Here is a 26,245-nt window from a genome sequence, read left to right as displayed (position 1 = left end):
TGCTACGACCGTCTGAACCTGCCGCCGTCTGTCATGTCTCTGGTACGGTCGCTGAGAAGGGGCCGGTGTCGACTAGGGGTAATGGGGATCTGGGGACATCTAGGGGATATAGGGGTTCGTGGGGGTCGCCTTGAATTTACCTCGGCGTCGTCGAGAGTTCTCGGACGCGACTTCCATGATGTCTATGCGCTATTCGCGTAGCCGCGCGAGATCACGGGATCGCTGATTCCGCTCTCTTGGCGTGCGGTTTTCGCGCGAACCCCGTGATGTCGCCGTGCGTCTCCCGGACGCCGGCGCAGAGCCGCGAGCAAATCAAGGAGCGCCGTGTACGAATACGAGTCGTTTGCCGATGCCTACGTCGCCGGGCTTCGAGGCGTCCTCGAGGACGGCTCCCATGTTCCATCTGTGCGCGATCCACTCTCGAAGGCATCCGATTTCGGCAAGAAGGACCGGCCGTACCGTGAGCTCATCGCCCACTCGTTCCGGGTGCGCGACCCGCTGGCTTCCTTGGCGCTCAACTCGGCGTTCCCGGTGAACCTCCCGTACTGCCTGGGGTTGCTCGCCTGGTCCATGGACGGCCGCAATGACGTCGAGACGCCGGCCTACTACCGCCGCGGCGCTCATGAGTACTCCGACGACCAGCACACCCTGAGCGGCGCGTTCGGGCACCGCTTGCTCTCCGCCGAGGGCGATCAGCTCGCGGCGATCGTCGATCGCGTCCGGCGCGACCCGGCGCACCGCAGGACATTCGCGATGGTGCTGACGCCCTCGGACAACTTCAGGCAGTCCAAGGAGTACCCGTGCGCGGTCGGCGTTCAGATGTTCCTGCGCGACGGCGCGCTGACCTGGATCACCGTGATGCGCGCCCAGCAGGCACTGACCGTGCTGCCTTATGACTGCTTCCTGTTCATGCTGATGCACCAGTTCGCGGCGTCCATGCTCGATGTCCCTTGCGGTCCCCACATCCACCAGTCGGGGACGTTCCACTTCTACGACAACGAGATCGAGCTCGCCGAGCGGGTCGTCGCAGGCCCGGTCAAGTCCGCGGGCCTGCCCGCTCTGCCGGACTCCGCCGAACTGGCCAAGGCCGCGGCCGCCGAGCTGATCGTCCTGGAGCGCAGGCTGCGCGAGGCCGCGGTGGCGGGTGACATCGCGGCGATCGACGAGATCGCCGCGACGAAAGCGGAGACGGACTTCACCGACGTCGTTCGCGCCTGCCTCGCCACACATGCCTATCGCAAGGTCGGCGACGACTCGACACTCGTGGAGAGCCCGTCGGCGTCTCCGGAGATCGCGGAGCTCATCGCAGCCCTGTGACCCGATAACCACGCAGTCACTGAAAAGGAGTGGACCCGCTCGTGATTGTCACGGTCAAGGAGTCCTTGGGGCCCTTTCGGACGGCGCGGACCGATCACGCCGACCGGCTCGAACAGTTGGTCACCGCCCGCAGGCACAGGTTCGGCGCCAGCGCGGGCCAGGCCGGGTCGAACACCGACGAGGTGTTTCGGTTCCCCGTGATGGCGGCGCTGGCACCGGTCGCGACGAGTCGCGGCGGTGAGGTCGCCTATCCGGGCGACCCCATGTGTCTCTACGCCGCACTCGCCGTCACGATCCAGCGATCGGCGCGGCGTCGCGAGTCGGGGCTGCCCGCCGCCGCGAGTATCGATGACGTCTACCCGGACTGGGGGGTATACCCGGATCTTGGGTATCGCCAGGCTTCCTCCGGCCCTCGCGAAGGTCTGATCGTCGACAACGCGACGACCGACGGGAAGGTGTTCGACCCCCGGATCTGGGACGCGCGGGCGAAGGCGCGGTACATCGCCGAGCTGCGGGCGTTGCGGCCGAGGGTGGTGTTGTTGAGCGCGGTGTCCGCCGCCCACCGATACGCCCTGGAAATGGCGGAATTGGCGAAGGCGCACGTGCCGGGCTGTGTGGTCGTGCTCGGCGGACGCCACGCGGACGAGACCGTGCGTTTCGAGCGAAAGTCCGGCTTGCTCCGACTGTCCTGGTCGAGCACGACCGAGGTCATCCGGGACGGGAGGTCGAAACCGGTGGTGGACTTCGTCGTCTCCGGCGACGGTGCGCCGTGCCTCGACCTGCTGATGCGGGGAATCTCCCTGGTCACTGATCCCGGTTTCGCCGACTTCGACGTCGATGCCGCTCTGGAGGCGGTCCGACTGATCGCCATGACGGACGAGGATCTGTCGGGTATCGGAACCATTGTCGGGTTCGGTCGCGAAGCAGTCCTCGTCCAACCCGTCGAGGGCCGCGGCCTGTCCAGGTCCGAGCTACCCGCCCCCTACGAGGCTTTCGCCATCCGGGCGCGGTTCGGCGTCTTCCAACGGGCGGGTTCGTCTCCGCACGGGAGCCGGACGGCGCACATGATGACCTTGGACGCGTGCCCGTTCAAATGCACCTTCTGCTCGGAGAGCATCGAGATGAAGGGGCGATCGACACGGTTCGCCGTCAGTGAGACCCAGCTGGTCGCCCGGCACGTGAAGCGGTTGGTCGACCACGGCGCGGAGGCGGTCTTCTTCGACGACCCGGTGCTGTGGGGCGGCAACTGGACGGCGATCTCCGCTTTCTGTCACGACTTGCTGGAGCTGTCCGCCGAGCACGACCCGATGCGCCGACTCGAATGGGGGGCGCAGCTCACCGTCGACGTGGTGTTGAACCGGGCCAAGGCGGCGGAGATCGGCGTGGCCCTTGACCTCATGCGGCAGGCGGGCTGCTCCTACATCTACATCGGCATCGAGAGCATGGCCGAACCGGTCATGAAGCATGTCAACAAGAACCTCTTGCGGCGAAACCCCGAGCCATGGGTGGCGAAGGTCCACGAGGCGCTGCGGATCATCAAATCCCATAGGATCCGAGTGGGCAGTTCGGTTCTGTTCGGCCTCGAGGGCGAGAATCAGGACACCATCGCCGAGACGATCGAGCAGATCGGACGGTTGATCGATGACGACCTGCTGGTCATGGCCAGCCCGAACATCCTCACCTACCACCCCGGCACGCCCGTGACCGAAAGCCATGGCCGCGAGAAGCTCGACTACCACTCGCGCAAGGACAACAGGCCGCCGTACACCTACTTCGAGGAGGCGTACCCGGAGGTGGTGTCGACGTTGTTGAGCGAGAAGGACATCTGGTATATCCACCGGGCGGCGGCGCGGCGATGGGGGAATGTGCGCAACAGCGCCGCGGACATCCTGGCCGAAGAGGACATGAGTATCCGATGACCGCGGTCGCGGTCCAGACAGAGAAGGCCTGATGAAGAACGCGACGCTTGAGCCGGACCAGGAAAGCTACTGGGGTCCGTACTTCACTCATTTCCCGGCGCTGGCCCGGTACATCCCGCTCGGCGCGTACGCGGAGCGGGTACGGCCGCGTGCGTGCGTGCTCGGGGTGTCCGACGGCAAGTTCGCGCTGCCGCTGCTGCGTGCTGGATGGGAGGTGGTCGGTGTGGAGACCGACTCGTTGTTCCTCGACGGCGGCGTGCTCGAACTCGTCGACGGCTGCCACACCGTGACCGGGCTGCGCGAGCGGTTGGCGGCCGAGGGCCTCGAGGATCGATGCACGATCGTCGAACGCGATTACATGACCGTCGAGCCCGCCGGGGACTTCCAACTCGTCATGGGCAGTGGCCTCTGGTCCATGCCGCCGAATCGAGTGCACACCATGCGGGCGCTGATCGATCAGGCGATGGCCATGGTCGCGCCTGCTGGGATCTTCTTCGCCGACTACCTCGTCGGGTTCACCCCCGAGGACAAGACGTGTGGGTTCTACCCGAGCGTGGAGGAGATGGGTCGGATCGTCGCCCGCGACGGCTGGGAGGTTTTCGAGAACGTCGACCTCGGCGTGTACAGCGAAAGTCACCTGGGCTGGGAGGAGTGGCACTGCCACCGCTACGCGGCCGCGATCGCGCACCGATTCCCCGCGCGAGTCGGATGAGTTCCGCGGACTCCCACACCGCGCGGCGCGTCACGGTCCAGGAGACGAGCGTGGTCGTGATCGATCTGGACGGCACTCTGCTCTGTTCCGACGGCACCTTGTCGCCAAGGTCCGGCGAGGCGTTGCGCGGCGCGGCGGAAGCCGGCGTGCGTATCGTCTTCGCCACGGCACGCCCCGCGGCGGCCGCGGCGGACATCCTGCGCGCCGGCGTGGGAGATTTCCTGGTCTCCTCGAACGGCGCTGTCGTCTCCTCTTGGGCCACCGGGCGAATCCTGCGCCGCACGACGATGCCCGCGGAGGTGGCGGCCGCGCTGATCGAGGCGTTGGTGCGGTCAGATCCGTGCGTCGCGTGGGCGGTCGACCGGGAGGACGATCGGCTCGTCTCACCCCGTTGGCCGGACGTGCTGGCCGCCGTGTCCACGCCGGTGCGATGTGTCGATCGACTGCCGTCCGGTCCAGGAGCACTGTGCCTTATGGTGGTCGGCGCTCCGTTGGAGCGGTGTGTCGCGGTGGCCGAGAGGTTCGGGGTCAGCTGCACGTCGTCGGCGACGGGACTGGTGGAGTTCTCCGCACCCGGAGCCGAGAAGCACTCAGCGCTCGACTGGGTACTGGGACACCTCGGACTGGGCTGGTCGGCTGTCATCGCCTATGGCGACGGACTCAACGACGTGTCGATGCTCGCCGCGTCCGGCGTGGGGGTCGCGGTGGCGAATGCGTGCGAGGAAGCACTCCGGGTCGCCGACCGGGTCATACCGTCCAACGACGACGATGGTGTGGCATGGGATTTGCGTGAACTGACGCGGAATGTCGCTGCCTCGAACGTGTGATGGGGCGGCGTCCGGCAAGGGGAGGGAACGCGGTGACGCGAGGGGACAAGATGTCGCCCGCTCGGGTGTGGGTCGTGGGCGTGCCCGGATCGGGGAAGTCGACTTTCGCCGGTGATCTCGCCCGCGTGCTGGGCGGGAGGCACGTCCAGCTCGACTCGATGTTCTGGCTCCCCGACTGGAAGATCCAGGAAGCGGACGTGTTCGCCCGCGAGGTCGAGTCCGCGTTAGGCGACGACACCTGGGTCGTCGACGGAGCCTTCCCGGTCGCGGTCGACGGCTTCATCGAACGATCCACCTGCGTCGTGTGGCTCGACCCTCCCTTGTGGAGAAGCTGGACCCGGCTGGTGAAGCGGACGTTGGGCAGGCTTGTCAGCGGGGAACAGATCTGTGGTGGAAACCGGGAGAGCGCGGCGAGCGTCTTCGGATCGCACTCGATTCTCTGGTACGCGCTGAAGATCCATCGAGAGCAGCGCGCCACCAACGAGGCACTGTTCGCCGCACTGGATCACCCGCCTCGGGTACTGGTGCGGGCGCGGACCGCCGACACAAGGAAACTCGCGCGGCGACTCGCCGAGATCCTGCGGAGCGGGGACCTGGGTCCCGCGCGCCGGAGCTGGTCCTTGTGACCGCTCTCGACCGTGCCGTGCCAAGGTCGAACCGACTGGGGGAATCCGTTGCGCCGCCGCAGTACTGATGACCCGATGCCGCTCGCCGTTCGAGTAGTCCTCACGGCGGCGGCGGTCAGCGCGCTCGGAACCGGGTTGGTCCTTCCGTTCACCGTGGTCTACCTGCATCGGTTCCTGGGAATCTCGTTGCCCGAGGCGGGTCTGGTGGTGGGGGCGGCCAGCCTGGCGGGTTTGCTGACCGGGCCGATGTGGGGCTCCTTGATCGACCGCTGGTCTCCGCAACGGGTATTGGTCATCGGCGCGCTGGGCCAAGGGGCCGCCCTGGTGCTGTTCACGATGGCGGGGTCGATGACCACGGCGTGCCTCGCGCTGGCGCTGTTGGGCGCGACGCAGTCCTCGGCATATCCCAGTCAGTCGAGCCTCTTCTCGGTACTCACGACCGGGAAGACCAGGTCACGGGTGTTCGGCCTCAGCTTCACCTTCGCGAACCTCGGGGTCTGTGTCGGCGGCCTGGTGTCGGGCGTGATGGTCACCCATGGCGGGCGGGATACCTTCGACTTGCTCTACCGGCTCGACGCGGCCACTTTCGTGCTCTTGGCCGCCGCGGTCCATTTCGCCGTGCCACGCTCGCCCCGGGCTGTTCCCTCCTCATCCGGCGAGGACAAGGGTTCCTACCGTGCGGCGCTGGCGCTGCCCGTCTATCGTCGGATCTTCGTGATCTCCTTCCTGCTCGCGTTCGCCGGTCAAGGAGCGTTCGAGTTCGGTATGCCGACCCTGGTGCTGTCCGACAGTTCCATCCCGATCTCGGCAGTCGCCTATGTCTTCGCGGTGAACACCGCCGTGATCGTGCTGGTTCAGCCGCTGGTGCTTCGCAGAATCGTCGAAATGCGACGGGTGACGGTATTCCGGCTCGTTGCCCTGTTGTGGGCGAGCGCCGCTGCTGTGTTCGCGGTGATCGGCCTGGTGCCGGGCAGCTATTTCGCCGTGGGTCTGCTCTGCGTCTATGGTGCGGTGGTGGCCTTGGGGGAGATTCTTGTCGCCCCTCATCTCGGCCCCTTGACCAACGATGTGACTCCGGCGCACCTTCGAGGTCGGTTCAACGTAGCGTTGTCCATATCGTTCAGCGCCGCTTTCGTGCTCTCGCCTGTGGTCTCGACATTCTTGTTGGACGCGGGACTGGGCTGGTGCTACGCGGTGATCCTCGCCGCTGGGTGCGGCTATGTCGCCAGGGGGTCCCGCGTCCTGATCTCCCTCGCCGCCGACCGCGCCGCGCAGGAGCAGACGATCGAAGAGAACCGAGGTGTCACACATGCCTGACTTGAGTTGGTCCACCTGGGAACAGGTGGCCGATCTGCCCACCCGGGAGTGGGAGGTGCTGAGTGGCGGTGCCACGATCTACTCGTCGGTGGGATGGCTCGGAATCCGGGAGGAAGAACTTCCCGACACCGCGCGGGCACGGTATTCGATAGCGCGGCGGGGTTCGGTGCCCGCGGCCGGTCTCACCGGCTACTGCTTCGAAGCCCCGCCCCATCGGCTCTATGACCCGGTTGCCCTGTTGTCGGACTTCATGGAAGACGGCGAGGCCCAGCGCTACGGGCAGTCGCCCTTCGTCATCGGTTCGGGCTGGTCGGAATTTCGCGGCGAGATCCTGCGGGGGCCGGAACCCTCGGATGCCGATGTCGCCCCACTGGTGCGCGACATGTCGGCCTGGGCCGACGAACGCGACGCCCGATTCCTGGCGTTCCTCTACCTCCCGATCGACGACGCGCGGGCGGTCTGCGACGCGCTGGGGGGCGACGCCGTTCCCGTGCTCCACGACTTCGAGACGGTCTTGCCCATCGCGTGGTCGACCTTCGACGACTACCTGTCGTGGCTGCCCGGCAGTCTGCGTGGGCGGGCACGTCGGGAGCTGCGCACGTTCGAGAGCTGCGGCCGCCGCCTCGAGGAGGCACGTCTCGGCGACGTCGTGGACATCATCGCTCCCCTCAACAGCGCCTTGATGCGGAAGTACGGGCATGACTTCGACACGGATAAGGCCAGGACGGTCTATGACAGGCAGGCGAGGCATCTGAGCGACCAGAGTTCGGTGCTGATCGCGCGTGACGGCGATAGTCCCGTCGGATTCATCCTGCGATACCAGGTGGGTGATCGAATTTACTCGCGTGTCGTCGGCTTTGACTATGACCAGCCGAATAGGGCCGACTATTTCATGCTGTCGTTCTATGGCGCGGTACGACATGGCATCGAGAACTCGATTCGCAGCGTCCACCTCGGGCTCGGCACGCTGGAGGCGAAAATGGGTCGCGGGGGTCAACCGGCACCGATCTACAACGTCTATGTCGGTCTTCCCGATGAACCAGGAGTGCTGAAGTCCGCCCACCGGCTCAGTGAGAACCGGGTCGCCGAGTTCGAAGAGAAGTACGCCAAACTCGCCGTGGGCGGCGTGGACACCGCAAGCTGGGCGCCCTCCCGATGGTGACCGATGTCTTGGACCACCGAATCCTGGCCACGACCGAGCTTGAGCGGTTACCGCAGGCGGACTGGGACTCGCTCGTCGGTCCTCTCGCGTATTACCAGAGCCACAACTGGCTCAGGGGTCAAGAACGATCCCAAGCCGCGCGGCCCGCGTATTACCTTGCTTATCGGGGCGACCGCCCTGTCTTGGCGACTCCCACGTACGAATTCGCCTCGCACGAACGGTTCCCCGCTGGCTTGATCAAGGGCCGCAAGCCACTTCTGGTCGGCGGCCGAACCGGGTATCACAACGAACTGTTGTCAGCCGATCATGAGCCGGGGGCGAACGGCGCGCTGTCGGCTCTGCTGACCGCAATCTCCGATCGGGCCCAGGCGCGCGGATACGACTGTCTGCTGCTCGATCATCTGACTTCCGATTCGTTGCGCGCGTTGGAAGGCGTCTTCGACGCCGAGTTCTCCCTCCGAAGCGCGGAGGCGGTGATCCACAACCCGGGCGGCACGTTCGACACCTATCTTGAGTCGATCGGGGGGCGAAAGGCCTACAAGATCAGGAATGAGGCCAAGAAGTTCGCCCGGTCCGGACTGACGATCGACACGGCAAGCCTTGCCGAGTGCGTCGACGACGCCATCCCGCTCGTGATCAAGACCATGCAGCGGTACGGGCACGAGGTCGACCACGCCGACGTCCGATCGTTCATGGATGAACAAGTGCGATGCGTCGACGGCGAGAGCATCGTGTTCCGCTGCCGTGACGAGGCGGGCACGATGATCGGGTGCGCGGTGTGTTTCGTCTGGTCGGACGCGCTGTACTTCCGCGTTTGCGGATTCGACTACGAGCGGCTCCGGGGTGCGTATGAGTACTTCAACACCGCGTTCTACCGGCCGCTGCGGTTCATGACCGACAACGGCCTGACCCGCCTTCATCTCGGAACCGGTCCGCTGGACGCGAAGTCCCAGCGCGGCGCCACGGTGCACCCACTCTGGGCGTGTCGGATCGACCTGCCGTTGCGGGCTGGGGGCTTGCGGGGACTCGACCAGGACGCCGACGTGTCGCTGCGGAGCGAACTGCTACCCCAAGGAGCCTCCGTCGTCGATGACGAGTGGGTGCTCTAGCGAGTCGGAGCGGGCCCGGGCATTCCCGGACCCGCCCAAACGCTCGCTTAAGGGACCGTGACGAAAGCCGACCACGGTCCCCCACCCACCCGCGTTATCACACGTCAGGGTGACCAAATCTAAAAATTCCGGGGAGGCGGACTAGCCGCCGCTCTTGCGGCGGAAGGTGCGCTTGCCACCCTGCTTGCCGTGCGCGTCGCCGACCTTGGAGCCCGCGTTCGCGTGGCCCTCGCCGCTCTGCGACTTGGCCTGCTTGCGCTCCAGTGCCTCACGGAACTTGCTCTTGAGGTCCTTCGGCTCCGCGCCGTCCGTGTCGTTCTCGGACTCAGGCTGCTCCGGTTGCTCGGACATACGGACCTCCACGTTTCGCGGTGTTGGTGGGGTCAGCCTCGCACGGTCACCGCGCCGGGTCGACTCGATTTGGCGGGGCCCCCACACCCGTGTCCCCACTCTAACGGCCGGTCACGGCCCTTCCGACGCAGCCTTCACCCCTTCGGCCTCCATCACCAGGTAACGGTCGGTCAGGCCCGCGGCCATCTTGCCGATGAGCCTGCCGAGCGGCCCGCCCTGTTCGAGGGTCGCGCTCATCAGCGTCCCCCGTTCGTGCGGCTCGACGGTGTGCGTGGCGGTCGTCTTCACCAAGGGGGCCGTCGACACCCACGTCCACGACCGGCCCTCGTCGAGCGCGGTGACCGTCCAGACGGCGGGAGGCAGCTTCGGCTGCTTGATCCGGACCCGCTGGGACAGGTGCAGCGAACCAGGGTCGACGAGCGTGACAGCCGTTACCGACGCCGTCCACTCCGGCCAGCGGGCGAGGTCGGTGTACACCGACCAGACCCGCCGCGGCGGGGCATCGATGATGATCGAGGTTCGGAACAGCATGGCATCGACAGTAGCCACCCCCCGAAGCGCCCGGAACCCGATTTCGCAGGCGTGGCCTGCGTGATCGTTCCGGGAGGCGAAGCGTTACTCTATGTCGCCGGAGGGAACGGTGAATCTGGTCGACCACATCGCATGCGTAGCGGCGCTGACCGGCTGCGTTGATCATGATCCGGCGGCACTGGCCGCCGACGAACACCTGCGGTTCGATTGGTACCGCGACGCCCGGCCACGCGACGAGCGCGCGTTCCTCGAAGCCGTGCTCCGGGATCCGGACAAAGCGATGGCGGTGTCCGCGGTCGCGGTCCGCATCGGGGCCAAGGCGACAGCGGCGGGCGACTTCTGCGCCTGGGCCGAAAAAGTCGCGCCCGCGTTGGCGCACAACAGTTTCCTCCGCGACCGCCTCGCCGAATGGCGATTAGTCCGCGAGGTCTTCGAAGGCAGGCCGGTGAACCCGGACGTCGTGCTCTCCGCCTCGGACTGGGCGCAACGCAAACTCGCGGCGGTAGTCGACGGCGAACTGCTCATGCTCCTCGCCGAACACGGTCGAACCCGCCGAGTGCGGGCCATGACCCGGATCCCCCGCCCCGCCCGCCCCCGCGACGCCACAATCCTCCCACCCCTTAGACGACACTAGCCCGCCAGGTGGCGGATGGGTGGGTGGTGGTTGTCAGGTGGGTGGTTGGGATTGTGGGCGGGGGGTGGGTTAGGGGGTGTTGGCTAGGGTGGCGCCGAGTTTGCGTAGGTGGTCGGTGGCGCCGCCCAAGGTGAACTCCAACCGCTTCGCCGCGGTGAAATACCGGTGCAACCGGTGGTCCATGTCGATCCCGACGCCGCCATGGACATGCACCGCGGTGTGCGCCACCCGGTGTCCGGCGTCAGCGGTCCAGAACTTCGCGGTCGCCACCTCCTCGGAAGCGGGCAGTCCCTCGCTCAGCCGCCAAGCCGCCTGCCACAGGGTCAGCCGCACCGCCTCGACATCGATATAGGCGTCCGCCAGTCGCTGCGTGACCGCCTGGAACGTGCCGATGGGCCGCCCGAACTGCACGCGCTCACCGGCGTACGCGGCGGTGAGCCGCAGCGCCTCGGCCAGCACGCCGACCGCTTCCGCGCAGGTCAGCACGGTCAGCCGATCGGTCACCCAGGCCGCGGCGTCCGGGAGAACCTGCTGGGGCGTCACCTCGCCCAAGGTCAGCACCAGCGCCGAGCCGTCGACCAGCTCCTGGACCGCCGTGCTCACCCCGGCATCGGCGGCCCGGACCACGAAGGCGTCCGCGCCCGCGGTCACCACGAACGCCTCGCCTGCAGGCACGAGCGTCTTGGTCCCGTTGAGCCGCCCGTCCGAGAAGCCAACGGGGTCGAGCGGGTCGTCGGTGACCGCGCACGACAACCCCAGGTCGACCTGGCGCCGGGAGCCGAACTCGGCGATCGCCGGCGCGGCCACCGAGAACGCCGCGTAGGGGACCTGAGCCGCCGCCCGGCCCAGTTCGATGGCCACCGAGCACTGTTCGAGCAAGCCGAAACCGCCCCCGCCCACCGATTCCGGCAGCGCGGCCATCAGCACCCCGGCCTCGTCCAGCAGAGTCCACAGTGGACGATCACTGTCGGCCAGGGTGCGCACGAGCCCGGACAGGTCGTCCTGGGCCTCGGAGAAGGTGAAGTCCATCGGAGTCCTCCAGTTCAGCGGCGCGCGGGCGGCAGGCCCAGGCCGACGGTCGCCACGATGTCGCGCTGCACCTCGTTGGTGCCGCCGCCGAAGGTCAGGATCAGCGACGACCGGTGCATCCGCTCGATCCGGCCGCGCAGCACCGCGCCGGGGGAACCCGCGCGGACCGGACCCGCCGGGCCGAGCACCTCCATGAGCAGCCGGTAGGCCTCGGTGGCGAACTCGGTGCCGAACACCTTCGTCGCCGACGCGTCCGCCGGGCTGATCGCTTTGCCGACGCCCCAGGCGATCTTCCAGTTGACCAGCTTGAGGAACTCCGCCTTCGCGTGCACCCGGGCCAGGTGGATCCGCACCCACTCCTGGTCGATCACCCGGTCGCCGCTCGGCAGCTTCGTGTCCCGCGCCCACTCGAGCACCTCACGCAGGGCGTTCTGGACCGGGGCGGCCGAGGTGAGCGCGACCCGCTCGTGGTTGAGCTGGTTGGTGATCAGCTTCCAGCCCTCGTGCTCGGTGCCGACCAGCGACGACACCGGCACCCGCACATCGGAGTAGTACGTCGCGCTGGTGCCCGGTCCCGCCATGGTGCGCACCGGCGTCCACGAGAAACCGGGGGTGTCGACCGGGACGATGAGGATCGACAACCCCTTGTGCTTGGCCGCCTCCGGGTCGGTGCGGCAGGCCAGCCACAGGTAGTCGGCGTACTGGATGAGGCTGGTCCACATCTTCTGACCGTTGATGACGTACTCGTCCCCGTCGCGCACCGCGCGGGTGCGCAGGGCGGCCAGGTCGGTGCCCGCCTCCGGTTCGGAGTAGCCGATCGAGAAGTGCAGGTCCCCGCGCGCGATCCGGGGGAGGAAGAACGCCTTCTGCTCGGGCGTGCCGTACTTCATGATCGTCGGCCCGATGGTGTTGATGGTCAGGAACGGCACGGGCGCGCCCGCGATGGCGGCCTCGTCGGTGAAGATGAGCTGGTCGAGCATCGAGCCGTCGCGGCCGCCGTGCTCGCTGGGCCAGCCCAGGGCGAGCCAGCCGTCCGCGCCCATCTGGCGCACGACCTCCTTGTAGACGTCGCCGCTGCCGTACTCGCCGCCGGTGTTCGTCAGCGCCGCACGCCGCTCCGGGGTCATCAGCTCGGCGAAGTAGGCCCGCAGTTCGGCGCGCAGCCGTTCCTGTTCGGGGGTGTAGGTGATCCGCATGCGTTCTCCCATCGGACTGGAACGCGTTCCAGTCGAAGATAGCAGCTAACATGGAACACGTTCTCTATTCGTCTTGGAGGCTGCCGTGCGGATCGATGTCGATCGTGACCAGTGTGAGGCCAACGGGCTCTGCGTGAACGTCGCGCCGGACTACTTCGAGCTTGACGACGACGATGACTTGCTGGTCAAGCAGCCTGAGGACGCTGAGGCCGACCGCCCGAGGATCGTTCAGGCCGTGGCGTCGTGCCCGAAGGTGGCGCTGACCTTGGTGGACTGACCCGCTCTTGCCTAAAACGAGAACAGATTCTAATCTGGCGTTCCATTCACCCCCGGTGCCGAGGGAGATGCCTGTGGACTCCGTGAGTCTCGACGGCAAGGTCGCCGTGGTCACCGGCGCGGGCGCGGGACTCGGGCGGGCGGAGGCACTGGCCCTGGCGGCCGCGGGCGTGGACGTCGTGGTCAACGACCTCCCGGGTGGTCCGGGCTGCGGCGTGGTCGACGAGATCGAGGCGCTGGGCGGCAAGGCGGTGCTGGTCGAGGGCGACGTCTCCGAGCGGTCGACCGCTGACGCGCTGACCCTGGCCGCGCTCGACCGCGGCGGGCTCGACATCGTGGTCAACAACGCGGGCCTGCTGCGCGACAAGATGCTGTTCTCGATGTCCGACGACGACTGGGACCTCGTGCTCAAGGTCCACCTCCGCGGCCACTTCCTGCTGTCCCGCAACGCTTGCGCGCATTGGCGCACGGAGTCCAAGGCCAAGGGCGGGCCCGTCTATGCGCGAGTCGTCAACACCGCGTCCGAGGCGTTTCTCGTGGGCTCGGCCGGTCAGGCGAACTACGCCGCCGCCAAGGCCGGGATCGTCGCGCTGACGCTGGCCACCGCGCGCGGCTTGGAGCGCTACGGCGTCCGCGCCAACGCGATCTGCCCACGGGCGCGCACGGCGATGACCGCGCAGGTGTTCGGCGCGGCCCCGGAAGACGGGCTTGATCCACTCTCGCCCGAGCATGTCGCGCCGCTGGTCGTCTACCTCGCCTCACCGGCCGCCCAGACGGTGAGCGGCCAGGTGTTCGTCGTGCACGGCGGGATGGTGGCCCTGCTCGCCGCGCCCGTCGTCGAGCGCCGGTTCGACGCCGACCTCTGGACACCCGCCGCGCTGGCGGAGCAGGTCGGCGGCTACTTCGCCGACCGTGACCCGACGCTTTCGTTCGCTGCCAACGACATCCTCAAGCTCGGCCAGGAGGCGCGGTGACACTCTCCTTGCTTTCCCACGTGGGACGGCTGCCCGACCAGGGCATCCTCATCGACGGCCAGTGGCGGCCCGCCGCCGACGGTGCGTCGTGGACCCACACCCACCCGGCGACCGGTGAGGCGATCGGGAGCTTCCCGATTGCCACCGAGTCCGATGTGGACAAGGCGGTGCACGCCGCCCGAGCGGCCTTCGACGACGGCCCGTGGCCGCGTTCGCGGGCGGGTCAGCGGGTCAAGCTGCTGCACCGCTACGCCGACCTGTTGCGGGCCAACGCCGACGAGCTGCGCAGGCTGCAGGCGCTCGACAACGGTGTGCCGCTGTCCTTCGCCGGGATCTACGCCACCTCGGTCGAAGCCGCCGCGGACGTGTTCGAACACCACGCGGGCTGGATCGACAAGGTGGGCGGCGAGACCCTGCCGCCGTACCAGGGCGGCGACCACCTCGCGATGACGTTCCGCGAGCCCATCGGCGTCGTCGCGGCCATCCTGCCGTGGAACGCGCCTTTCCTGCTCTACGCCCAGAAAGTCGCACCCGCGCTCGCGTCGGGCTGCACGGTCGTCCTCAAGCCGTCGGAGTTCGCCACGTTCACCGTGCTGCGCATGGTGGAGCTGCTGGTCGAGGCGGGCCTGCCGGACGGCGTGCTCAACGTCGTCACCGGGCCGGGCAACCCGACCGGCGAAGCCCTTGTCACGCATCCCTTGGTGGACAAGGTCAGCTTCACCGGCAGCCGCGCGGTCGGCAGGCACATCATCGAGGCCTCGGCGGGCACGCTCAAGCGGGTCTCCCTGGAACTCGGCGGCAAGAGCCCGACCTTGGTGTTCCCGGACGCGCCGGATGTCGGCCTCGCGGCGATGACCACGATGGGCACCGTCACCATGGGCCTGTCCGGCCAGGCCTGCGTCGCCCACACCCGGGCCTTGGTCCACCGCGATGTGTACGACGACTTCCTCAACGCCGCCCAGCTCCTCGCTGGAATGATCACCTACGGCGACCCGTTCGACCCGGCTGTTCTCTCCTCCCCGCTGATCAACTCGAAGCAGCTCGACCGCGTGCTGGGCTACATCGAGCGCGGAAAGGAAAGCGGCGCAAGGCTGGTCGCCGGTGGGGGCCGCGTGGACGGCGACTTGGCTGAGGGCAACTTCGTGCAGCCGACGATCTTCGCCGATGTCGACAACACCGCCGAACTGGCCCAGGAAGAGATCTTCGGGCCCGTGCTCGCGGTCGTGCCGTTCACCGATGAGGACGAGGCGATCCGGCTGGCCAACGCCACCCAGTACGGCCTCGGCGCCGGGATCTACACCACTGACAACCGTCGGGCCTTCCGGGTCGCCCGCGCGCTCCGGGCGGGAACCGTGGGCATCAACGGGTTCCAGGTCGAGCCGCACCTTCCGTTCGGCGGCTTCAAACAGTCCGGGCTCGGCCGCGAGGGCGGCCGCTCCGCATACGAGGCGTACACGGAACTGAAGACGGTGCTCATGCCCCTCACCGATGAGTTGATGTAGCAGCGCTGATCTTGCCCTGAATCGAAAGAGGTAGTCCATATGGGACGGTTGGACGGCAAGGTCGCGCTCATCACCGGCGCGGCCCGCGGGCAGGGTGCGGCGGCGGCGCGGCGGTTCGTCGCCGAGGGCGCCAAGGTGGTCCTCGCCGACGTGCTCGACGACGAGGGCAAGACGCTCGCCGACGAACTCGGTGACGCCGCGTACTTCCGCCACCTGGACGTGTCCGAAGAGGACGAATGGGCCGACGCGGTCGCCGACGCGACCGAGCGGTTCGGCCCGATCACGGTGTTGGTGAACAACGCGGGCATCCTGCATTTCAGCCCGCTGGTGGACACCAAGCTCGCCGACTACGAGCGGATCATCCGGGTCAACCAGTTCGGCTGTTTCCTCGGCATGCGCGCGGTGGCGCCGGGGATGATCGCGGCCAAGGAGGGCTCGATCGTCAACCTGTCCTCCATCGAAGGTCTCGCCGCCGCGAAGATGGTGATCGCCTACACCGCGAGCAAGTTCGCTGTTCGTGGGATGACGAAGGTCGCCGCCATGGAACTCGGCGAGCACGGCATCCGGGTCAACTCCGTGCACCCCGGCGTGATCGACACCCGGATGCTGCCGACCGCTCTCGGCGGGATCGAGGTCGACACCAGCCGGATCGGCAAGCGGGTCGCCCTCAAGCGCAACGGCCAGGCCGAGGAGATCGCGAACCTCGTGCTGTTCCTGGCGAGTGACGAAAGCTCCTACTGCACCGGCGCCGAGTTCGTCGCGGACGGTGGCGCCACGACTACGCACGCCCTGTCCTTCTAGTACATGTGGATTTTTCGCGTATCTGTTCGGTCGCGCCGTCGTTGGGTGACCAGCACGAACGCCTGAAGTCCCCGCCGAAGTGGATCAGCCGTTGAGCCTGCGACTCGAGTCCGACGCGGCGGTCGTGCGCGGCCTTCGCCAGGTCGGCCGGGTCACCACGCTGGCGTGGGACGTGCTGCGCCTCATCCCGCGCAGGCCGTTCCAGGGGCGCGAGTTCATCCAGCAGTGTTGGTTCTTCGCCAGCGTCACGATCCTGCCGACCGCGCTGGTCGCGATCCCGTTCGGCGCGGTCATCGCGCTGCAGCTCGGCTCGCTGACCCAGCAGATCGGCGCGCAGTCGTTCATCGGCGCGGCGAGCGCCCTGGCCATCGTGCAGCAGGCCGCGCCGCTCATCACCGCGCTGCTGGTCGCGGGCGCGGGTGGGTCGGCCGTGTGCGCTGACATCGGGTCGCGGACCATCCGCGAGGAGATCGACGCGATGGAGGTGCTGGGCGTCTCGCCGATCCAGCGGCTCATCGTGCCGCGGGTGCTGGCCTGCATCGTGGTCGCCACCCTCCTCAATGGACTCGTCAGCGTGGTCGGCGTCGCGGGCGGCTATTTCTTCAACGTGGTCATGCAGGGCGGCACCCCGGGCGCGTACCTGTCGAGCTTCAACGCGCTCGCCCAGCTGCCGGACCTGTGGATCAGCACGATCAAGGCGATCCTCTACGGGTTCGTCGCGGGCATCATCGCCGCCTACCGGGGCCTGAACCCCTCCGGTGGGCCGAAAGGCGTGGGTGACGCGGTCAACCAGACCGTCGTCATCACGTTCCTGCTGCTGTTCGCGATCAACGTGGTGCTGACCGGCCTGTACCTGCAAATCGTCCCGCCCAAGGGTTTGTGACCATGGCTATCCGGGAGAAGGCGCCCCGCCAGGTCACCACGCGCGTCCTGGCGGTGGCGAACCAGCCGTTCGACGGCCTGGCAGTCCTGGGACAGCAGCTCGCCTTCTACGTGATGGTGCTGCGCTCGGTGCCGCGCACGATCATCCGGTACCCGCGCGAGACAATGCGGCTGCTGTCCGAGGTGTTCTTCGGCAGCGGCGCGCTCGCGGTCATCGGCGGCACGCTCGGCGTGATGATCGGCATGACCGTGTTCACCGGGCTGATCGTGGGCCTGCAGGGCTATTCGGCGCTCAACCAGCTGGGCACGTCCGCGCTGACCGGGTTCATCGCCGCCTACTTCGACACCCGCGAGGTCGCGCCGCTGGCAGCCGGGCTGGCGCTCTCGGCCACCGTGGGGTGCGGCTTCACCGCGCAACTCGGTGCGATGCGGATCTCCGAGGAGATCGACGCGCTGGAGGTCATGGCCGTCCCGAGCGTGCCGTACCTGGTGACCACCAGGGTGATCGCGGGTGTCGCCGCGGTGATTCCGCTGTATGTGGTCGGTCTGCTCTGTTCCTACCTGGCTTCCCGGCAGGTCACGGTGTGGTTCTACGGGCAGTCGCCAGGCACGTACGACCACTATTTCCACCTGTTCCTGCCACCCGAGGACGTCCTCTGGTCGTTCCTCAAGGTGATGGTGTTCAGCGTGGTGGTGATCCTGGTGCACTGCTACTACGGCTACACCGCGAGCGGCGGGCCCGCGGGGGTCGGCGTGGCCGTCGGCCGGGCGGTGCGCACCGCGATCGTGCTGCAGACCCTGCTGGACTTCTTCCTCAGCCTGGCCATCTGGGGCGCCACCACCACAGTGCGGATCGCCGGATGAAGCGCGCCGAGAAACTCCGCTTCCAGCTCTATGGGCTGGTGTTCCTGGTCGTCGTCGCGGCCCTGGTCTGGCTGTCCATCGGCTTCTACAACAAGGCTTTCACCACGGTCGTCGCGGTGAGCCTGGAGACCGACCGGGTCGGCAACCAGCTGCGTGTCGGGTCCGATGTCAAGCTGCGCGGGATGATCGTCGGCGAGGTGCGGGGAATCCGGCCGACGGGCGACCGCGCGGTGCTCGACCTCGCGCTCGACCCGGACTCCGTGGATCTCATCCCCGCCAACGTCTCCGCCCGCTTGCTGCCGAAGACCCTGTTCGGTGAGCGGTATGTGGCCCTGCTGATGCCCACAGAGCCCGCGTCGCAGGCGTTGCGTGCGGGCTCGGTGATCCCCCAGGACCGGACTTCGTCGGCGATCGAGTTGGAGAAGGTGCTCGACCACCTTATGCCTGTGCTGCAAGCGGTGGAACCGGCCAAGCTCGCGACCACGCTCAACGCGATGTCCACCGCGCTCGACGGCCGCGGCGCGCAGTTCGGCCGGACCATCGCCGACCTCGACGCCTACCTGGAGAAGCTGCTGCCGAGCATGCCCGACCTCAAGGCGGACCTGGCGGCCCTGGCCACCGTCGCCGACACCTACGCCGACGCCGCACCGGACCTGCTCCACGCGCTGAGCGACCTGACCATGACCACGAGGACGATCGCCGAGCAGCGGGCGAGCCTCGACCTGCTCTTCAACACGGCCACCACGGCGGCGGTCGACCTCGACCGGTTCCTGGCGGTGAACAAGGGAAACCTCATCGAGCTGGCCGACACCGCCCAGTCGACGCTTGCCGTGCTGGCGAAGTACGCGCCGGAATACCCGTGCCTGCTGGAGAACCTGGTCAAGGCGATCCCCGCGTCGGAACGCGCGTTCGGCAAGGGAACCGACCACCCGAACGTCTCCAGGGTCACCATCGAGATCGCGGCGAACCGGGGCAAGTACGTGCCGGGCGTGGACACCCCGCGCTACAACGACAAGCGCGGCCCACGCTGCTACCGGATGGCGCAGCCCGGCGAGAAGTTCCCGCAGTACACCACGGACGGGCCGGTGAAGGACGGCACGTCCAAGCCGCCCGCGCCCAAGTCGGACCGGCCCGAGCAGTTCCGGCCGACCGTCCCGCAGGCGGCGGACGCGCCCGCGCTGGCCAACAGCCCGCAGGAACGCGACCTGGTCAACGCCCTGCTCGCGCCGGGTTTGGGCGTCATGCCCGAGGACGTGCCGCGCTGGGCGGGTCTGCTGCTCGGCCCGGCGTTCCGCGGCACGGAGGTGACCCTCCGATGAGGACAGTGCTCGCGCCGCTGCTGAAGATCGCCGTGTTCGCGGTGGTCACTGTGACGCTGACCGCCATGCTGGGGCTCACGATCGCCAACAAGTCCCTGGGCGCGACGATGGGCTACGCGGCCCGGTTCACCGACGCGACCGGCATCGTCGTCGGCGACGACGTGCGCATGTCGGGGGTGCGGATCGGCCAGGTCACCGGTGTGCGGGTGGTGGAGGACAGGTTCGCCGAGGTCTCGTTCGACGTCGAGTCCGCCCGCAAGCTGCCCGCGTCGATCACCGCGACCATCAAGTACCGCAACCTGATCGGCCAGCGCTACGTCGCTCTCGGCGTCGGCGAGATCCGCGACCCGAACGCTGTCTTCGAACCTGGACAGACGATCCCGGTCGAGCGGACGAAGCCCGCGCTGAACCTCACCGTGCTGTTCAACGGCTTCCGGCCGCTGTTCCAGGCGCTCGACCCCGCGCAGGTCAACGAACTCACCGCGCACCTGATCCAGGTCCTGCAGGGCGAGGGCGGCACGATCGACAGCATCCTGAGCCACACGGCGTCGCTCACCACCGCCGTCGCCGACAAGGACAAAGTGATCGGCGAGGTGATCGCCAACCTCAACACGGTGCTCGACACCGTGAACGGCCGAAGCGCCGAGGTGTCCGGGCTCATCGACCAGATGCAGCGGCTGAGCACCGGGCTGGCCGAGCAGCGCGAGCCGATCGGCGACGCCATCACCGCGCTGGGCGATCTGACCACGGTCACTTCGGGACTGCTGGCCGACATTCGCCCGTCGCTCAAGCAGGACATCGCGGGCCTCGGGCAGCTCTCCACCACCCTGGCGGCGCACGAGGACACTGTGGACCACTTCCTCAAGAACCTGCCCGGCAAGGTCAACGCCATCACCCGCTCCGCCAGCTACGGCGGCTGGTTCAACTACTTCCTCTGCAGCGCCTCCGGTCGCATCGGGGTGTCGGAACTCGGCATCGTCGTCGACATCCCCGCGCTTCCGCTGCCGGGAACGCAGCGACCGGAGAGGTGCGGGCCATGAGGTCGCTGCGCGAACGCAACCAGGCCGGGGTCGGCGCGGTCACCCTGGTTCTCGTCGTCCTGGTGGTCCTGGCGACGTTCTTCTCCGACGACCTGCCGATCATCGGCGGCGGCACGACGTATTCCGCCGAGTTCACCGAGTCCGCCGGTCTGCGGCCGGGCAACGAGGTCCGCGTCGCCGGGGTCAAGGTGGGCGCAGTCGACGCGGTCGCGTTGGCGGGCAACAAGGTGCGGGTCGACTTCACCGTCCGCGATGCCCGGGTGGGCGACCGCAGCACGCTGTCGATCCAGATCCGCACGCTGCTCGGCGACAAGTTCCTCGCCATCGCCTCCGACGGCGGCCAGACCCAGGACCCGAACGAGGTCATCCCGAAGACCCGGACGCTGACACCGTTCGACATCGTCCCGGTGTTCGACCAGCTCACCAAGACCGTCCAGAAGATCGACACCGACCAGCTCGCCGAAAGCTTCCGGGTGGTCTCCGAGGCGATGTCCGGCAGCCCCTCGCACCTGCGTGACGCGCTCACCGGCATGTCCCGTCTCTCCGCCACACTGTCCACACGCGACGAGGAACTGTCCCGGCTGCTGTCGAACACCTCGTCGCTGACCAAAACCGTGGCCGACCGCGACAAGCAGCTGCAGAAGCTGTTCGCCGACGCGGGCCTGCTGCTCGAAGAACTCCAGCTGCGCCGCTCCGCGGTGAGCAAGCTCCTGACCGGGACCAAGGCACTGGCCGACGAGCTGCACGGGTTGGTAGCCGACAACACCGCTCAGCTCAAGCCGATGCTCACCCAGCTCGACAAGGTGACCACGGTGCTGGCCCGCAACCAGGACAACCTCAGCAAGGGGGTGGCCGCGCTGGCGCCGTTCGTGCGGGTCTTCAACAACACCGTCGGCAACGGCCGCTGGTTCGAGGGCTACATCTGTGGCCTGTTCCCGCCTTCCTCGAAGACCGCGCTGATCGACATCAACCCGGAGGGCTGCTACACGCCCCTGACCCCGGGAGGCGGCAAGTGATCCCGCGTTCCCGGTTCCAGCGCGACGCCACGGTCACCGTGACGCTGTTGGCCGTGCTCGGCCTGATCGTCGCGGCCGCGCTGTGGTGGATCGCGATTCCGATGGCGGGCACCAGGCTCACCGCGCACTTCGCCAAGTCGATCGGCATCTACCCGGGCTCCGAGGTGCGGGTGCTCGGCATCGCCGTCGGCCAGGTCGACACGGTGGTCCCGCGCGGCGACTTCGTCGAGGTCACCATGACCGTGGACGAGGGCGTGGACCTGCCCGCCGAGATCTCCGCGGTGTCGGTCGCGCCGAGCCTGGTGAGCGACCGGTTCGTGCAGCTCACCCCGGCCTACGAGACCGGACCGCAGCTCGCGGACCGCGCGCTGATCCCGTTGTCCCGCACCGCGACACCGGTCGAGATCGACGACCTCACCGCGAGCGTGCGGGAACTGGCGACCGCGTTGGGTCCCGATGGCGCGAACGCCGATGGCGCGCTGTCCGGCGTGCTCGACTCGGCCGCCGCCAGTCTCGACGGGAACGGCAGGCTGCTCAACGACACCATCAAGCAGCTGTCCACCGCGGCGCACACGCTCAGCGAGTCCCGCGGCGACCTGTTCTCCACAGTGGACAACCTGCAGAAGTTCACCCGCACCCTGGCCGAGAGCGACGCGCAGGTCCGGGGGTTCAACACGAAACTCGCTGGGGTCACCGACTACCTGGCCGCCGACAGCGACGACCTTGGTGTCGCGCTCACCTCCCTGGCCAACTCGCTGGGCGAGGTGCAGGGTTTCATCGCGGAGAACAAGGACCTGCTTAAGTCCAATGTGGACCGGTTGGTCGGCATCACCCAGGCCCTTGTCGACGAGCGGGGCGCGCTGGCCGAACTGCTCGACGTCGGTCCGCTGGGTGCGACGAACTTCCTCAACACCTACGACGCGGCGTCGGCGTCGTTCTCCATCCGCGGCAACCTCAACGAGCTGACGTACCCGCCGATGGCGCTGCTGTGCCGGACCATCCAGTCGGGCACACCGACGCAGCTGCCGCCCGCCCTCGGCGACGCGTGCGCGAAGCTCGCGCCGGTTCTCGACGGTGTGGTGAAGCTGCCGTCGCCGATCGAGGCGTTGGCCGCGCTGCAGAGCGGGCAGATCCCGCCGATCGCGCTGCCGATGCTCGACCTGCCCGGCCAGAACAGCCCGGGAGGTCGCCCGTGATCAGGCGGTTGTTTGTCCTGGGTGCCGTTGCGGTCGCGATGTCGGGCTGCGGGTCGGGCGGGCTCTATGACGTGCCGCTGCCCGGCGGCGCCGACCTAGGCGACCATCCCTACCGGGTCACGGCGCACTTCGGCGACGTGCTCGACCTGGTGCCGCAGGCTTCGGTGAAGGTCAACGACGTCGCCGTCGGCCGGGTGGACCGCATCTCGCTGGCGGGCGACAACACCACGGCGGTCGTGGAGCTGCTGGTCAACGGCGACATCCGGCTGCCCGCCAACGCGGCCGCCGACCTGCGGCAGTCGAGCCTGCTGGGGGAGAAGTACATCTCGCTGCGGGCGCCCGCCGACGGGCAGGGATCACTCGACGACGGCGCGGTGATCCCGATCGACCGGACCAACCGCAACCCGGAGATCGAAGAGGTCCTCGGCGCGCTGTCCCTGCTGCTCAACGGCGGCGGCGTCGGCCAACTGCAGAACATCGTGCGCGAGGTCAACGCGGCCATGTCAGGCAACGAGACCGAGATCCGCTCCTTCCTGTCCAATGTGGACACGCTGGTTCGAGAGCTGGACGGCCAGAAGGGCGACATCACCCGCGCCATCGATTCGCTCAACCGGCTGTCCGGCACGCTGTCCGCGCAGACCTCGCAGATCACCACCGCGCTGGACCACCTGACGCCCGGCCTGAAGGTCGTCACCGAACAGCGCGACCAGCTCGTCACGATGCTCGGCGCGCTCGACCGGCTGTCCGCCACGGCGGTCGACACGGTGAACCGCGGCCGCGCGGACCTCGTCGAGGACCTGAGACTGCTCGCACCGACCCTGCAGAAGCTCGCCGACTCGGGCGCCAACCTGCCCAACGCGTTGCAGCTGCTGCTGACGTATCCGTTCACCGACTACACCGTCAACGCGATCAAGGGCGACTTCACCAACGTCGACGTCGTGTTCGACCTCGACCTGAGTGTGTTGCTGGACAACATCAACAGCTCCAGTTCGCCGTTCCTGACCCTTCCCGGAGTGGGTGGCGTCCCGCCCGCGATCCCCTCTCAACCCGGCCTGCCCGGTCTGCCCGGTCTGTCGGTGCCGCAGGCGCCCACTTCGGCCGGTGGGCTTGGCCCGCTGCTCGGCGGCCTGATCGGTGGTGGTGGCTGATGCTCGCGCTGCCCGTCAAAGTCCGGCTGTTCCTGTTCTCGCTGATCGCCGTGCTCGGGATCGCCTACGTCGGCGGCACCTACGCCGGGTTGGACCGCCTGTTCGGCCTGCGGGGATATGTCGTGACGGCCCGGTTCGTCGACTCCGGTGGCATCTTCACCAACGCCGAGGTCACCTACCGGGGCGTGCCGGTCGGCCGGGTCGGCGCGCTGCGCCAGTCCCCGGGCGGCGTCGACGTGGACCTCACCATCAGCGATGACGCCCCACCGATCCCGGCGGACACCCGGGCCGTCGTGGCCAACCGGTCGGCGGTGGGCGAACAGTTCGTCGACCTGGTCCCCGCCCGCGACGGCGCGCCCTTCCTCGCCGACGGCTCGGTGATCGCCCGCGACCGCACCGAGATCCCCACCGGCCCGGACGAACTCCTGTCCACAGTGGACCGCTTGGTGAGCAGCGTTCCCGTCGACTCGCTGCGGACCGTCGTCGACGAACTGGACCAGGCTTTCCGCGACACCGGCCCCGCCCTGCGCACCCTGCTCGACGACACCGGGGCCCTGACCGCCGCGGCGACCGAACACCTGCCGCAGACCGCCGCCCTGCTGTCGGATGGCCGGGTGGTCCTGCAGACCCAGGCGGCCCAGTCGGACCTGATCCGCTCCTACAGCGCGGACCTGCGCACCATCGCGGCCCAACTCAAGGCGTCCGACCCGGACCTGCGGTCGCTGCTCAAGTCCGCACCGGCGGTGTCGACGCAGGTCTACGAGGTGCTGCGGGACTCCGGCCCAAGCCTCGGCATGGTGCTCGCGAACCTGCTCACGACCACCCAGATCACCTCGACCCGCGTCGACGGCATCGAGGAACTCCTGGTCGCCTACCCGATCATGGTCGCCGCCGCCCCCAGCGCCAACCCCGACGGCACCGGCCACCTCGGCCTGGTCCTGACCTTTGCCGACCCGCTGTCGTGCACAAAGGGGTATGAGACGACCAAGCAGCGGCCCGCCAACCAGGTCACCGACATCCCCGCGAACACCCAGGCCTACTGCGCCGAACCGCCGGGCAGCCCGATCGGCGTCCGCGGCTCGCAGAACGCCCCTTATGGCGGCAAGCCCCGCGAGGTCCCGGCCGTCCCGGCCGCTGTGCCGGGGCAACAGGCGCCGACACTGCCGCTGCCGGGAACGCTCGGCCTCCCGGGCTTGGACAAGCCGCCTTCGCTGGCGTCCCTGCTCGGCATGACGACCGGGTGAGCCGGTTCTTGCGTCCTTTCCTCTGCCGCAACACGATCTATGACCGCAACAGCTGGTGGATAGGTGCCCTCGCGAGTCGCATTCCCATTTCGGATGCGCTATCAGGACCATAAGCGCTACCCATAACATGGGTGGCATGGAACTCGAGTTCCGCCACCTGCGGATCGTGATCGTGGTGGCCGACGAGGGCAGCATCACCAAGGCAGCCGTGGTCCTGGGCTTGTCCCAGCCGTCGCTGACCTCGCAGTTGCAGCGCATCGAGCGGGCGCTGGGGGCCCCGCTGTTCGAGCGCGCGCGGACCGGTGTCGTGCCGACGTCCTTCGGCCGGTCGGTGCTGGCCAAGGCGCGGTCGGTGGTCAACGACATGGCTGACCTGCGCGGCGACGTGCCCGTGGTCCCGGTGGCGCCGGACCAGCAGGTGGAACTGCGTATCGGCGGCATCCCCGGTGCGCTGCTGGCCCTGCTCGTGCCCCGACTGATCACCCTGCAGGCCGAGATCGCCGGCCCGCAGGCGCCGCCGCTCAAGGTCGCGGTGCACACCGACCCGTCGGTCGCCGCGCTGCTGGCGAAGGTGCGCGCGGGGCGGGTCGACACGGCCATCCTGTGGGAGGGCATCGGGTTCGAAGGCAGCGCGGGCGACGGGGTGCGGCGCGCGGTGATCGTGCCGGTCGAGCCGCAGTTCGTGGCGCTGGCCGAGTGGCACCCGCTGGCCGCGCTGCCCGTGGTGGAGCTGTCCGCGCTCGCCGAGGAGAACTGGATCGTCGACCCACTGGAGGACCACGGCGGGGTCGCTGCGCTGCGCTGGGCCTGCCGCAAGGCCGGGTTCGACCCGCGCATCACACACGAGGCGGGCGACGCGGTCTCGGCCCGCGAGTTCGTCACCAGCGGTCAGTGTGTGAGCCTGGCCCAGCCGACCTCCAACGAGGGCATGGGCCTGGTGGTGCGCCCACTCGCGGGCGACCCGATCATCGGCCGAATCGAGTTGGCGTGGAAGGACCCCTGCCCGGTCGACCCGGAGATGATGCGCGGGGCACTCGCGGCCACCTATGCCGGGCTGATCGACCGGAACCCCAGCTACACGAAGTGGTGGGCCGCGCACGGCGTCCTGCTCTCGTAGGCGAGTTCAGGTGGCTGTTCAGGCCGCCGAGTGTCGTGGTGTTGCGGGGATGGGTTTTCGGTGTGGGTCGAGGTAGGCGGGTGGGGTGAACTCGGGCAGGCCGTTGATGATGGTGACGGCCCAGTCGGAGTTGTGG

General features: G+C 68.2%; 26 protein-coding genes. 22 read left to right on the top strand and 4 right to left on the bottom strand.

Features of this window, described 5'->3' with window-relative positions; genetic code table 11:
* Positions 1-405 precede the first annotated feature (405 nt).
* The 8 genes from ACRDSQ_RS03640 (at position 406) to ACRDSQ_RS03605 (ending at position 8,989) form a co-directional block, all read left to right on the top strand.
* The gene (locus ACRDSQ_RS03640) at positions 406-1,317 is read left to right on the top strand and encodes a thymidylate synthase (RefSeq protein ID WP_431418743.1); all 912 of its coding nucleotides are present in this window, start codon (positions 406-408) and stop codon (positions 1,315-1,317) included.
* A 41-nt stretch (positions 1,318-1,358) separates the two neighbouring features.
* Positions 1,359-3,236: a B12-binding domain-containing radical SAM protein gene (locus ACRDSQ_RS03635; RefSeq protein ID WP_431418741.1), complete on the top strand. Its 1,878-nt coding sequence runs from the start codon at positions 1,359-1,361 to the stop codon at positions 3,234-3,236.
* Positions 3,237-3,267: 31 nt separating this feature from the next.
* Positions 3,268-3,948, top strand: coding sequence for a hypothetical protein (locus ACRDSQ_RS03630; RefSeq protein ID WP_431418738.1), 681 nt, complete (start codon positions 3,268-3,270; stop codon positions 3,946-3,948).
* 50 nt (positions 3,949-3,998) lie between these two features.
* A complete protein-coding gene (locus ACRDSQ_RS03625) occupies positions 3,999-4,775 on the top strand; it encodes an HAD hydrolase family protein (protein ID WP_431418736.1) in 777 nt (258 codons plus the stop codon).
* Between the two features lie 32 nt (positions 4,776-4,807).
* Positions 4,808-5,401 carry a hypothetical protein gene (locus tag ACRDSQ_RS03620; protein WP_431418734.1) on the top strand — a complete coding sequence of 198 codons (594 nt, stop codon included), beginning with the start codon at positions 4,808-4,810 and terminating at the stop codon, positions 5,399-5,401.
* Positions 5,402-5,476: 75 nt separating this feature from the next.
* Positions 5,477-6,718 (top strand): MFS transporter, encoded by a 1,242-nt coding sequence (locus tag ACRDSQ_RS03615; protein ID WP_431418732.1) that lies wholly within the window; start codon positions 5,477-5,479, stop codon positions 6,716-6,718.
* Complete coding sequence (locus ACRDSQ_RS03610; RefSeq protein WP_431418730.1) at positions 6,711-7,880, top strand: GNAT family N-acetyltransferase; 1,170 nt, start codon at positions 6,711-6,713, stop codon at positions 7,878-7,880. The genes ACRDSQ_RS03615 and ACRDSQ_RS03610 overlap by 8 nt, the downstream gene beginning before the upstream one ends.
* A gap of 182 nt (positions 7,881-8,062) precedes the next feature.
* The gene (locus ACRDSQ_RS03605; protein ID WP_431418729.1) at positions 8,063-8,989 is read left to right on the top strand and encodes a GNAT family N-acetyltransferase; all 927 of its coding nucleotides are present in this window, start codon (positions 8,063-8,065) and stop codon (positions 8,987-8,989) included.
* Between the two features lie 141 nt (positions 8,990-9,130).
* On the opposite strand, the gene ACRDSQ_RS03600 is transcribed toward ACRDSQ_RS03605, so the two are convergent.
* Together ACRDSQ_RS03600 and ACRDSQ_RS03595 are read right to left on the bottom strand one after the other, a co-directional pair.
* A complete protein-coding gene (locus ACRDSQ_RS03600) occupies positions 9,131-9,340 on the bottom strand; it encodes a DUF5302 domain-containing protein (RefSeq protein WP_431418727.1) in 210 nt (69 codons plus the stop codon).
* Positions 9,341-9,451: 111 nt separating this feature from the next.
* On the bottom strand, positions 9,452-9,871 hold the full coding sequence (locus ACRDSQ_RS03595; RefSeq protein WP_431418726.1) for an SRPBCC family protein: 420 nt from the start codon (positions 9,869-9,871) through the stop codon (positions 9,452-9,454).
* Positions 9,872-9,980: 109 nt separating this feature from the next.
* Here ACRDSQ_RS03595 and ACRDSQ_RS03590 point away from each other — a divergent pair, with 109 nt between their 5' ends.
* Complete coding sequence (locus ACRDSQ_RS03590; protein ID WP_431418723.1) at positions 9,981-10,505, top strand: hypothetical protein; 525 nt, start codon at positions 9,981-9,983, stop codon at positions 10,503-10,505.
* Between the two features lie 69 nt (positions 10,506-10,574).
* Here ACRDSQ_RS03590 and ACRDSQ_RS03585 read toward each other — a convergent pair whose 3' ends face one another.
* Both ACRDSQ_RS03585 and ACRDSQ_RS03580 read right to left on the bottom strand, forming a co-directional pair.
* A complete protein-coding gene (locus ACRDSQ_RS03585; protein ID WP_431418722.1) occupies positions 10,575-11,534 on the bottom strand; it encodes an acyl-CoA dehydrogenase family protein in 960 nt (319 codons plus the stop codon).
* 14 nt (positions 11,535-11,548) lie between these two features.
* Positions 11,549-12,730: an acyl-CoA dehydrogenase family protein gene (locus ACRDSQ_RS03580; RefSeq protein WP_431418720.1), complete on the bottom strand. Its 1,182-nt coding sequence runs from the start codon at positions 12,728-12,730 to the stop codon at positions 11,549-11,551.
* A gap of 85 nt (positions 12,731-12,815) precedes the next feature.
* On the opposite strand from ACRDSQ_RS03580, the gene ACRDSQ_RS03575 reads away from it, so the two are divergent.
* The 13 genes from ACRDSQ_RS03575 (at position 12,816) to ACRDSQ_RS03515 (ending at position 26,109) form a co-directional block, all read left to right on the top strand.
* Positions 12,816-13,007 (top strand): ferredoxin, encoded by a 192-nt coding sequence (locus ACRDSQ_RS03575; RefSeq protein ID WP_431418718.1) that lies wholly within the window; start codon positions 12,816-12,818, stop codon positions 13,005-13,007.
* A gap of 82 nt (positions 13,008-13,089) precedes the next feature.
* Positions 13,090-13,980 carry a 3-oxoacyl-ACP reductase gene (locus tag ACRDSQ_RS03570; protein ID WP_431418748.1) on the top strand — a complete coding sequence of 297 codons (891 nt, stop codon included), beginning with the start codon at positions 13,090-13,092 and terminating at the stop codon, positions 13,978-13,980.
* The gene (locus ACRDSQ_RS03565; RefSeq protein WP_431418716.1) at positions 13,977-15,482 is read left to right on the top strand and encodes an aldehyde dehydrogenase family protein; all 1,506 of its coding nucleotides are present in this window, start codon (positions 13,977-13,979) and stop codon (positions 15,480-15,482) included. Before ACRDSQ_RS03570 ends, ACRDSQ_RS03565 begins: the two co-directional genes overlap by 4 nt.
* Before the next feature lie 39 nt (positions 15,483-15,521).
* Positions 15,522-16,283: a glucose 1-dehydrogenase gene (locus ACRDSQ_RS03560; protein WP_431418714.1), complete on the top strand. Its 762-nt coding sequence runs from the start codon at positions 15,522-15,524 to the stop codon at positions 16,281-16,283.
* Positions 16,284-16,380: 97 nt separating this feature from the next.
* On the top strand, positions 16,381-17,166 hold the full coding sequence (locus tag ACRDSQ_RS03555) for an MlaE family ABC transporter permease (protein WP_431418746.1): 786 nt from the start codon (positions 16,381-16,383) through the stop codon (positions 17,164-17,166).
* A gap of 2 nt (positions 17,167-17,168) precedes the next feature.
* Entirely contained in the window at positions 17,169-18,029 is an 861-nt protein-coding gene (locus tag ACRDSQ_RS03550) for an MlaE family ABC transporter permease (protein ID WP_431418713.1), read from the top strand.
* Positions 18,026-19,348, top strand: coding sequence for an MCE family protein (locus tag ACRDSQ_RS03545; RefSeq protein ID WP_431418711.1), 1,323 nt, complete (start codon positions 18,026-18,028; stop codon positions 19,346-19,348). The genes ACRDSQ_RS03550 and ACRDSQ_RS03545 overlap by 4 nt, the downstream gene beginning before the upstream one ends.
* A complete protein-coding gene (locus ACRDSQ_RS03540; RefSeq protein WP_431418710.1) occupies positions 19,345-20,388 on the top strand; it encodes an MCE family protein in 1,044 nt (347 codons plus the stop codon). The genes ACRDSQ_RS03545 and ACRDSQ_RS03540 overlap by 4 nt, the downstream gene beginning before the upstream one ends.
* On the top strand, positions 20,385-21,404 hold the full coding sequence (locus ACRDSQ_RS03535; RefSeq protein ID WP_431418709.1) for an MCE family protein: 1,020 nt from the start codon (positions 20,385-20,387) through the stop codon (positions 21,402-21,404). Before ACRDSQ_RS03540 ends, ACRDSQ_RS03535 begins: the two co-directional genes overlap by 4 nt.
* Positions 21,401-22,600 carry an MCE family protein gene (locus ACRDSQ_RS03530; protein ID WP_431418708.1) on the top strand — a complete coding sequence of 400 codons (1,200 nt, stop codon included), beginning with the start codon at positions 21,401-21,403 and terminating at the stop codon, positions 22,598-22,600. The genes ACRDSQ_RS03535 and ACRDSQ_RS03530 overlap by 4 nt, the downstream gene beginning before the upstream one ends.
* Positions 22,600-23,748, top strand: coding sequence for an MCE family protein (locus ACRDSQ_RS03525; RefSeq protein ID WP_431418745.1), 1,149 nt, complete (start codon positions 22,600-22,602; stop codon positions 23,746-23,748). Before ACRDSQ_RS03530 ends, ACRDSQ_RS03525 begins: the two co-directional genes overlap by 1 nt.
* Positions 23,748-24,992: an MCE family protein gene (locus tag ACRDSQ_RS03520; protein ID WP_431418706.1), complete on the top strand. Its 1,245-nt coding sequence runs from the start codon at positions 23,748-23,750 to the stop codon at positions 24,990-24,992. The genes ACRDSQ_RS03525 and ACRDSQ_RS03520 overlap by 1 nt, the downstream gene beginning before the upstream one ends.
* Positions 24,993-25,128: 136 nt before the next feature.
* Complete coding sequence (locus ACRDSQ_RS03515; protein WP_431418705.1) at positions 25,129-26,109, top strand: LysR family transcriptional regulator; 981 nt, start codon at positions 25,129-25,131, stop codon at positions 26,107-26,109.
* The last annotated feature ends 136 nt before the right edge of the window (positions 26,110-26,245 follow it).

The sequence above is a fragment of the Actinokineospora sp. genome, assembly GCF_050699995.1.
In the GTDB taxonomy this organism is placed as follows: domain Bacteria; phylum Actinomycetota; class Actinomycetes; order Mycobacteriales; family Pseudonocardiaceae; genus Actinokineospora.
This window is presented reverse-complemented; position numbering and strand designations above follow the sequence as displayed.

What these genes read in the sequence shown, in the direction of transcription:
- ACRDSQ_RS03535 (WP_431418709.1), top strand. Translation starts at nt 20,385, where the DNA reads ATGAGGTCGCTGCGCGAACGCAACCAGGCCGGGGTCGGCGCGGTCACC.
- ACRDSQ_RS03600 (WP_431418727.1), bottom strand. Translation starts at nt 9,340, where the DNA reads ATGTCCGAGCAACCGGAGCAGCCTGAGTCCGAGAACGACACGGACGGC.
- ACRDSQ_RS03515 (WP_431418705.1), top strand. Translation starts at nt 25,129, where the DNA reads ATGGAACTCGAGTTCCGCCACCTGCGGATCGTGATCGTGGTGGCCGAC.
- ACRDSQ_RS03585 (WP_431418722.1), bottom strand. Translation starts at nt 11,534, where the DNA reads ATGGACTTCACCTTCTCCGAGGCCCAGGACGACCTGTCCGGGCTCGTG.
- ACRDSQ_RS03630 (WP_431418738.1), top strand. Translation starts at nt 3,268, where the DNA reads ATGAAGAACGCGACGCTTGAGCCGGACCAGGAAAGCTACTGGGGTCCG.
- ACRDSQ_RS03520 (WP_431418706.1), top strand. Translation starts at nt 23,748, where the DNA reads ATGCTCGCGCTGCCCGTCAAAGTCCGGCTGTTCCTGTTCTCGCTGATC.
- ACRDSQ_RS03540 (WP_431418710.1), top strand. Translation starts at nt 19,345, where the DNA reads ATGAGGACAGTGCTCGCGCCGCTGCTGAAGATCGCCGTGTTCGCGGTG.
- ACRDSQ_RS03545 (WP_431418711.1), top strand. Translation starts at nt 18,026, where the DNA reads ATGAAGCGCGCCGAGAAACTCCGCTTCCAGCTCTATGGGCTGGTGTTC.
- ACRDSQ_RS03580 (WP_431418720.1), bottom strand. Translation starts at nt 12,730, where the DNA reads ATGCGGATCACCTACACCCCCGAACAGGAACGGCTGCGCGCCGAACTG.
- ACRDSQ_RS03610 (WP_431418730.1), top strand. Translation starts at nt 6,711, where the DNA reads ATGCCTGACTTGAGTTGGTCCACCTGGGAACAGGTGGCCGATCTGCCC.
- ACRDSQ_RS03595 (WP_431418726.1), bottom strand. Translation starts at nt 9,871, where the DNA reads ATGCTGTTCCGAACCTCGATCATCATCGATGCCCCGCCGCGGCGGGTC.
- ACRDSQ_RS03615 (WP_431418732.1), top strand. Translation starts at nt 5,477, where the DNA reads ATGCCGCTCGCCGTTCGAGTAGTCCTCACGGCGGCGGCGGTCAGCGCG.
- ACRDSQ_RS03560 (WP_431418714.1), top strand. Translation starts at nt 15,522, where the DNA reads ATGGGACGGTTGGACGGCAAGGTCGCGCTCATCACCGGCGCGGCCCGC.
- ACRDSQ_RS03550 (WP_431418713.1), top strand. Translation starts at nt 17,169, where the DNA reads ATGGCTATCCGGGAGAAGGCGCCCCGCCAGGTCACCACGCGCGTCCTG.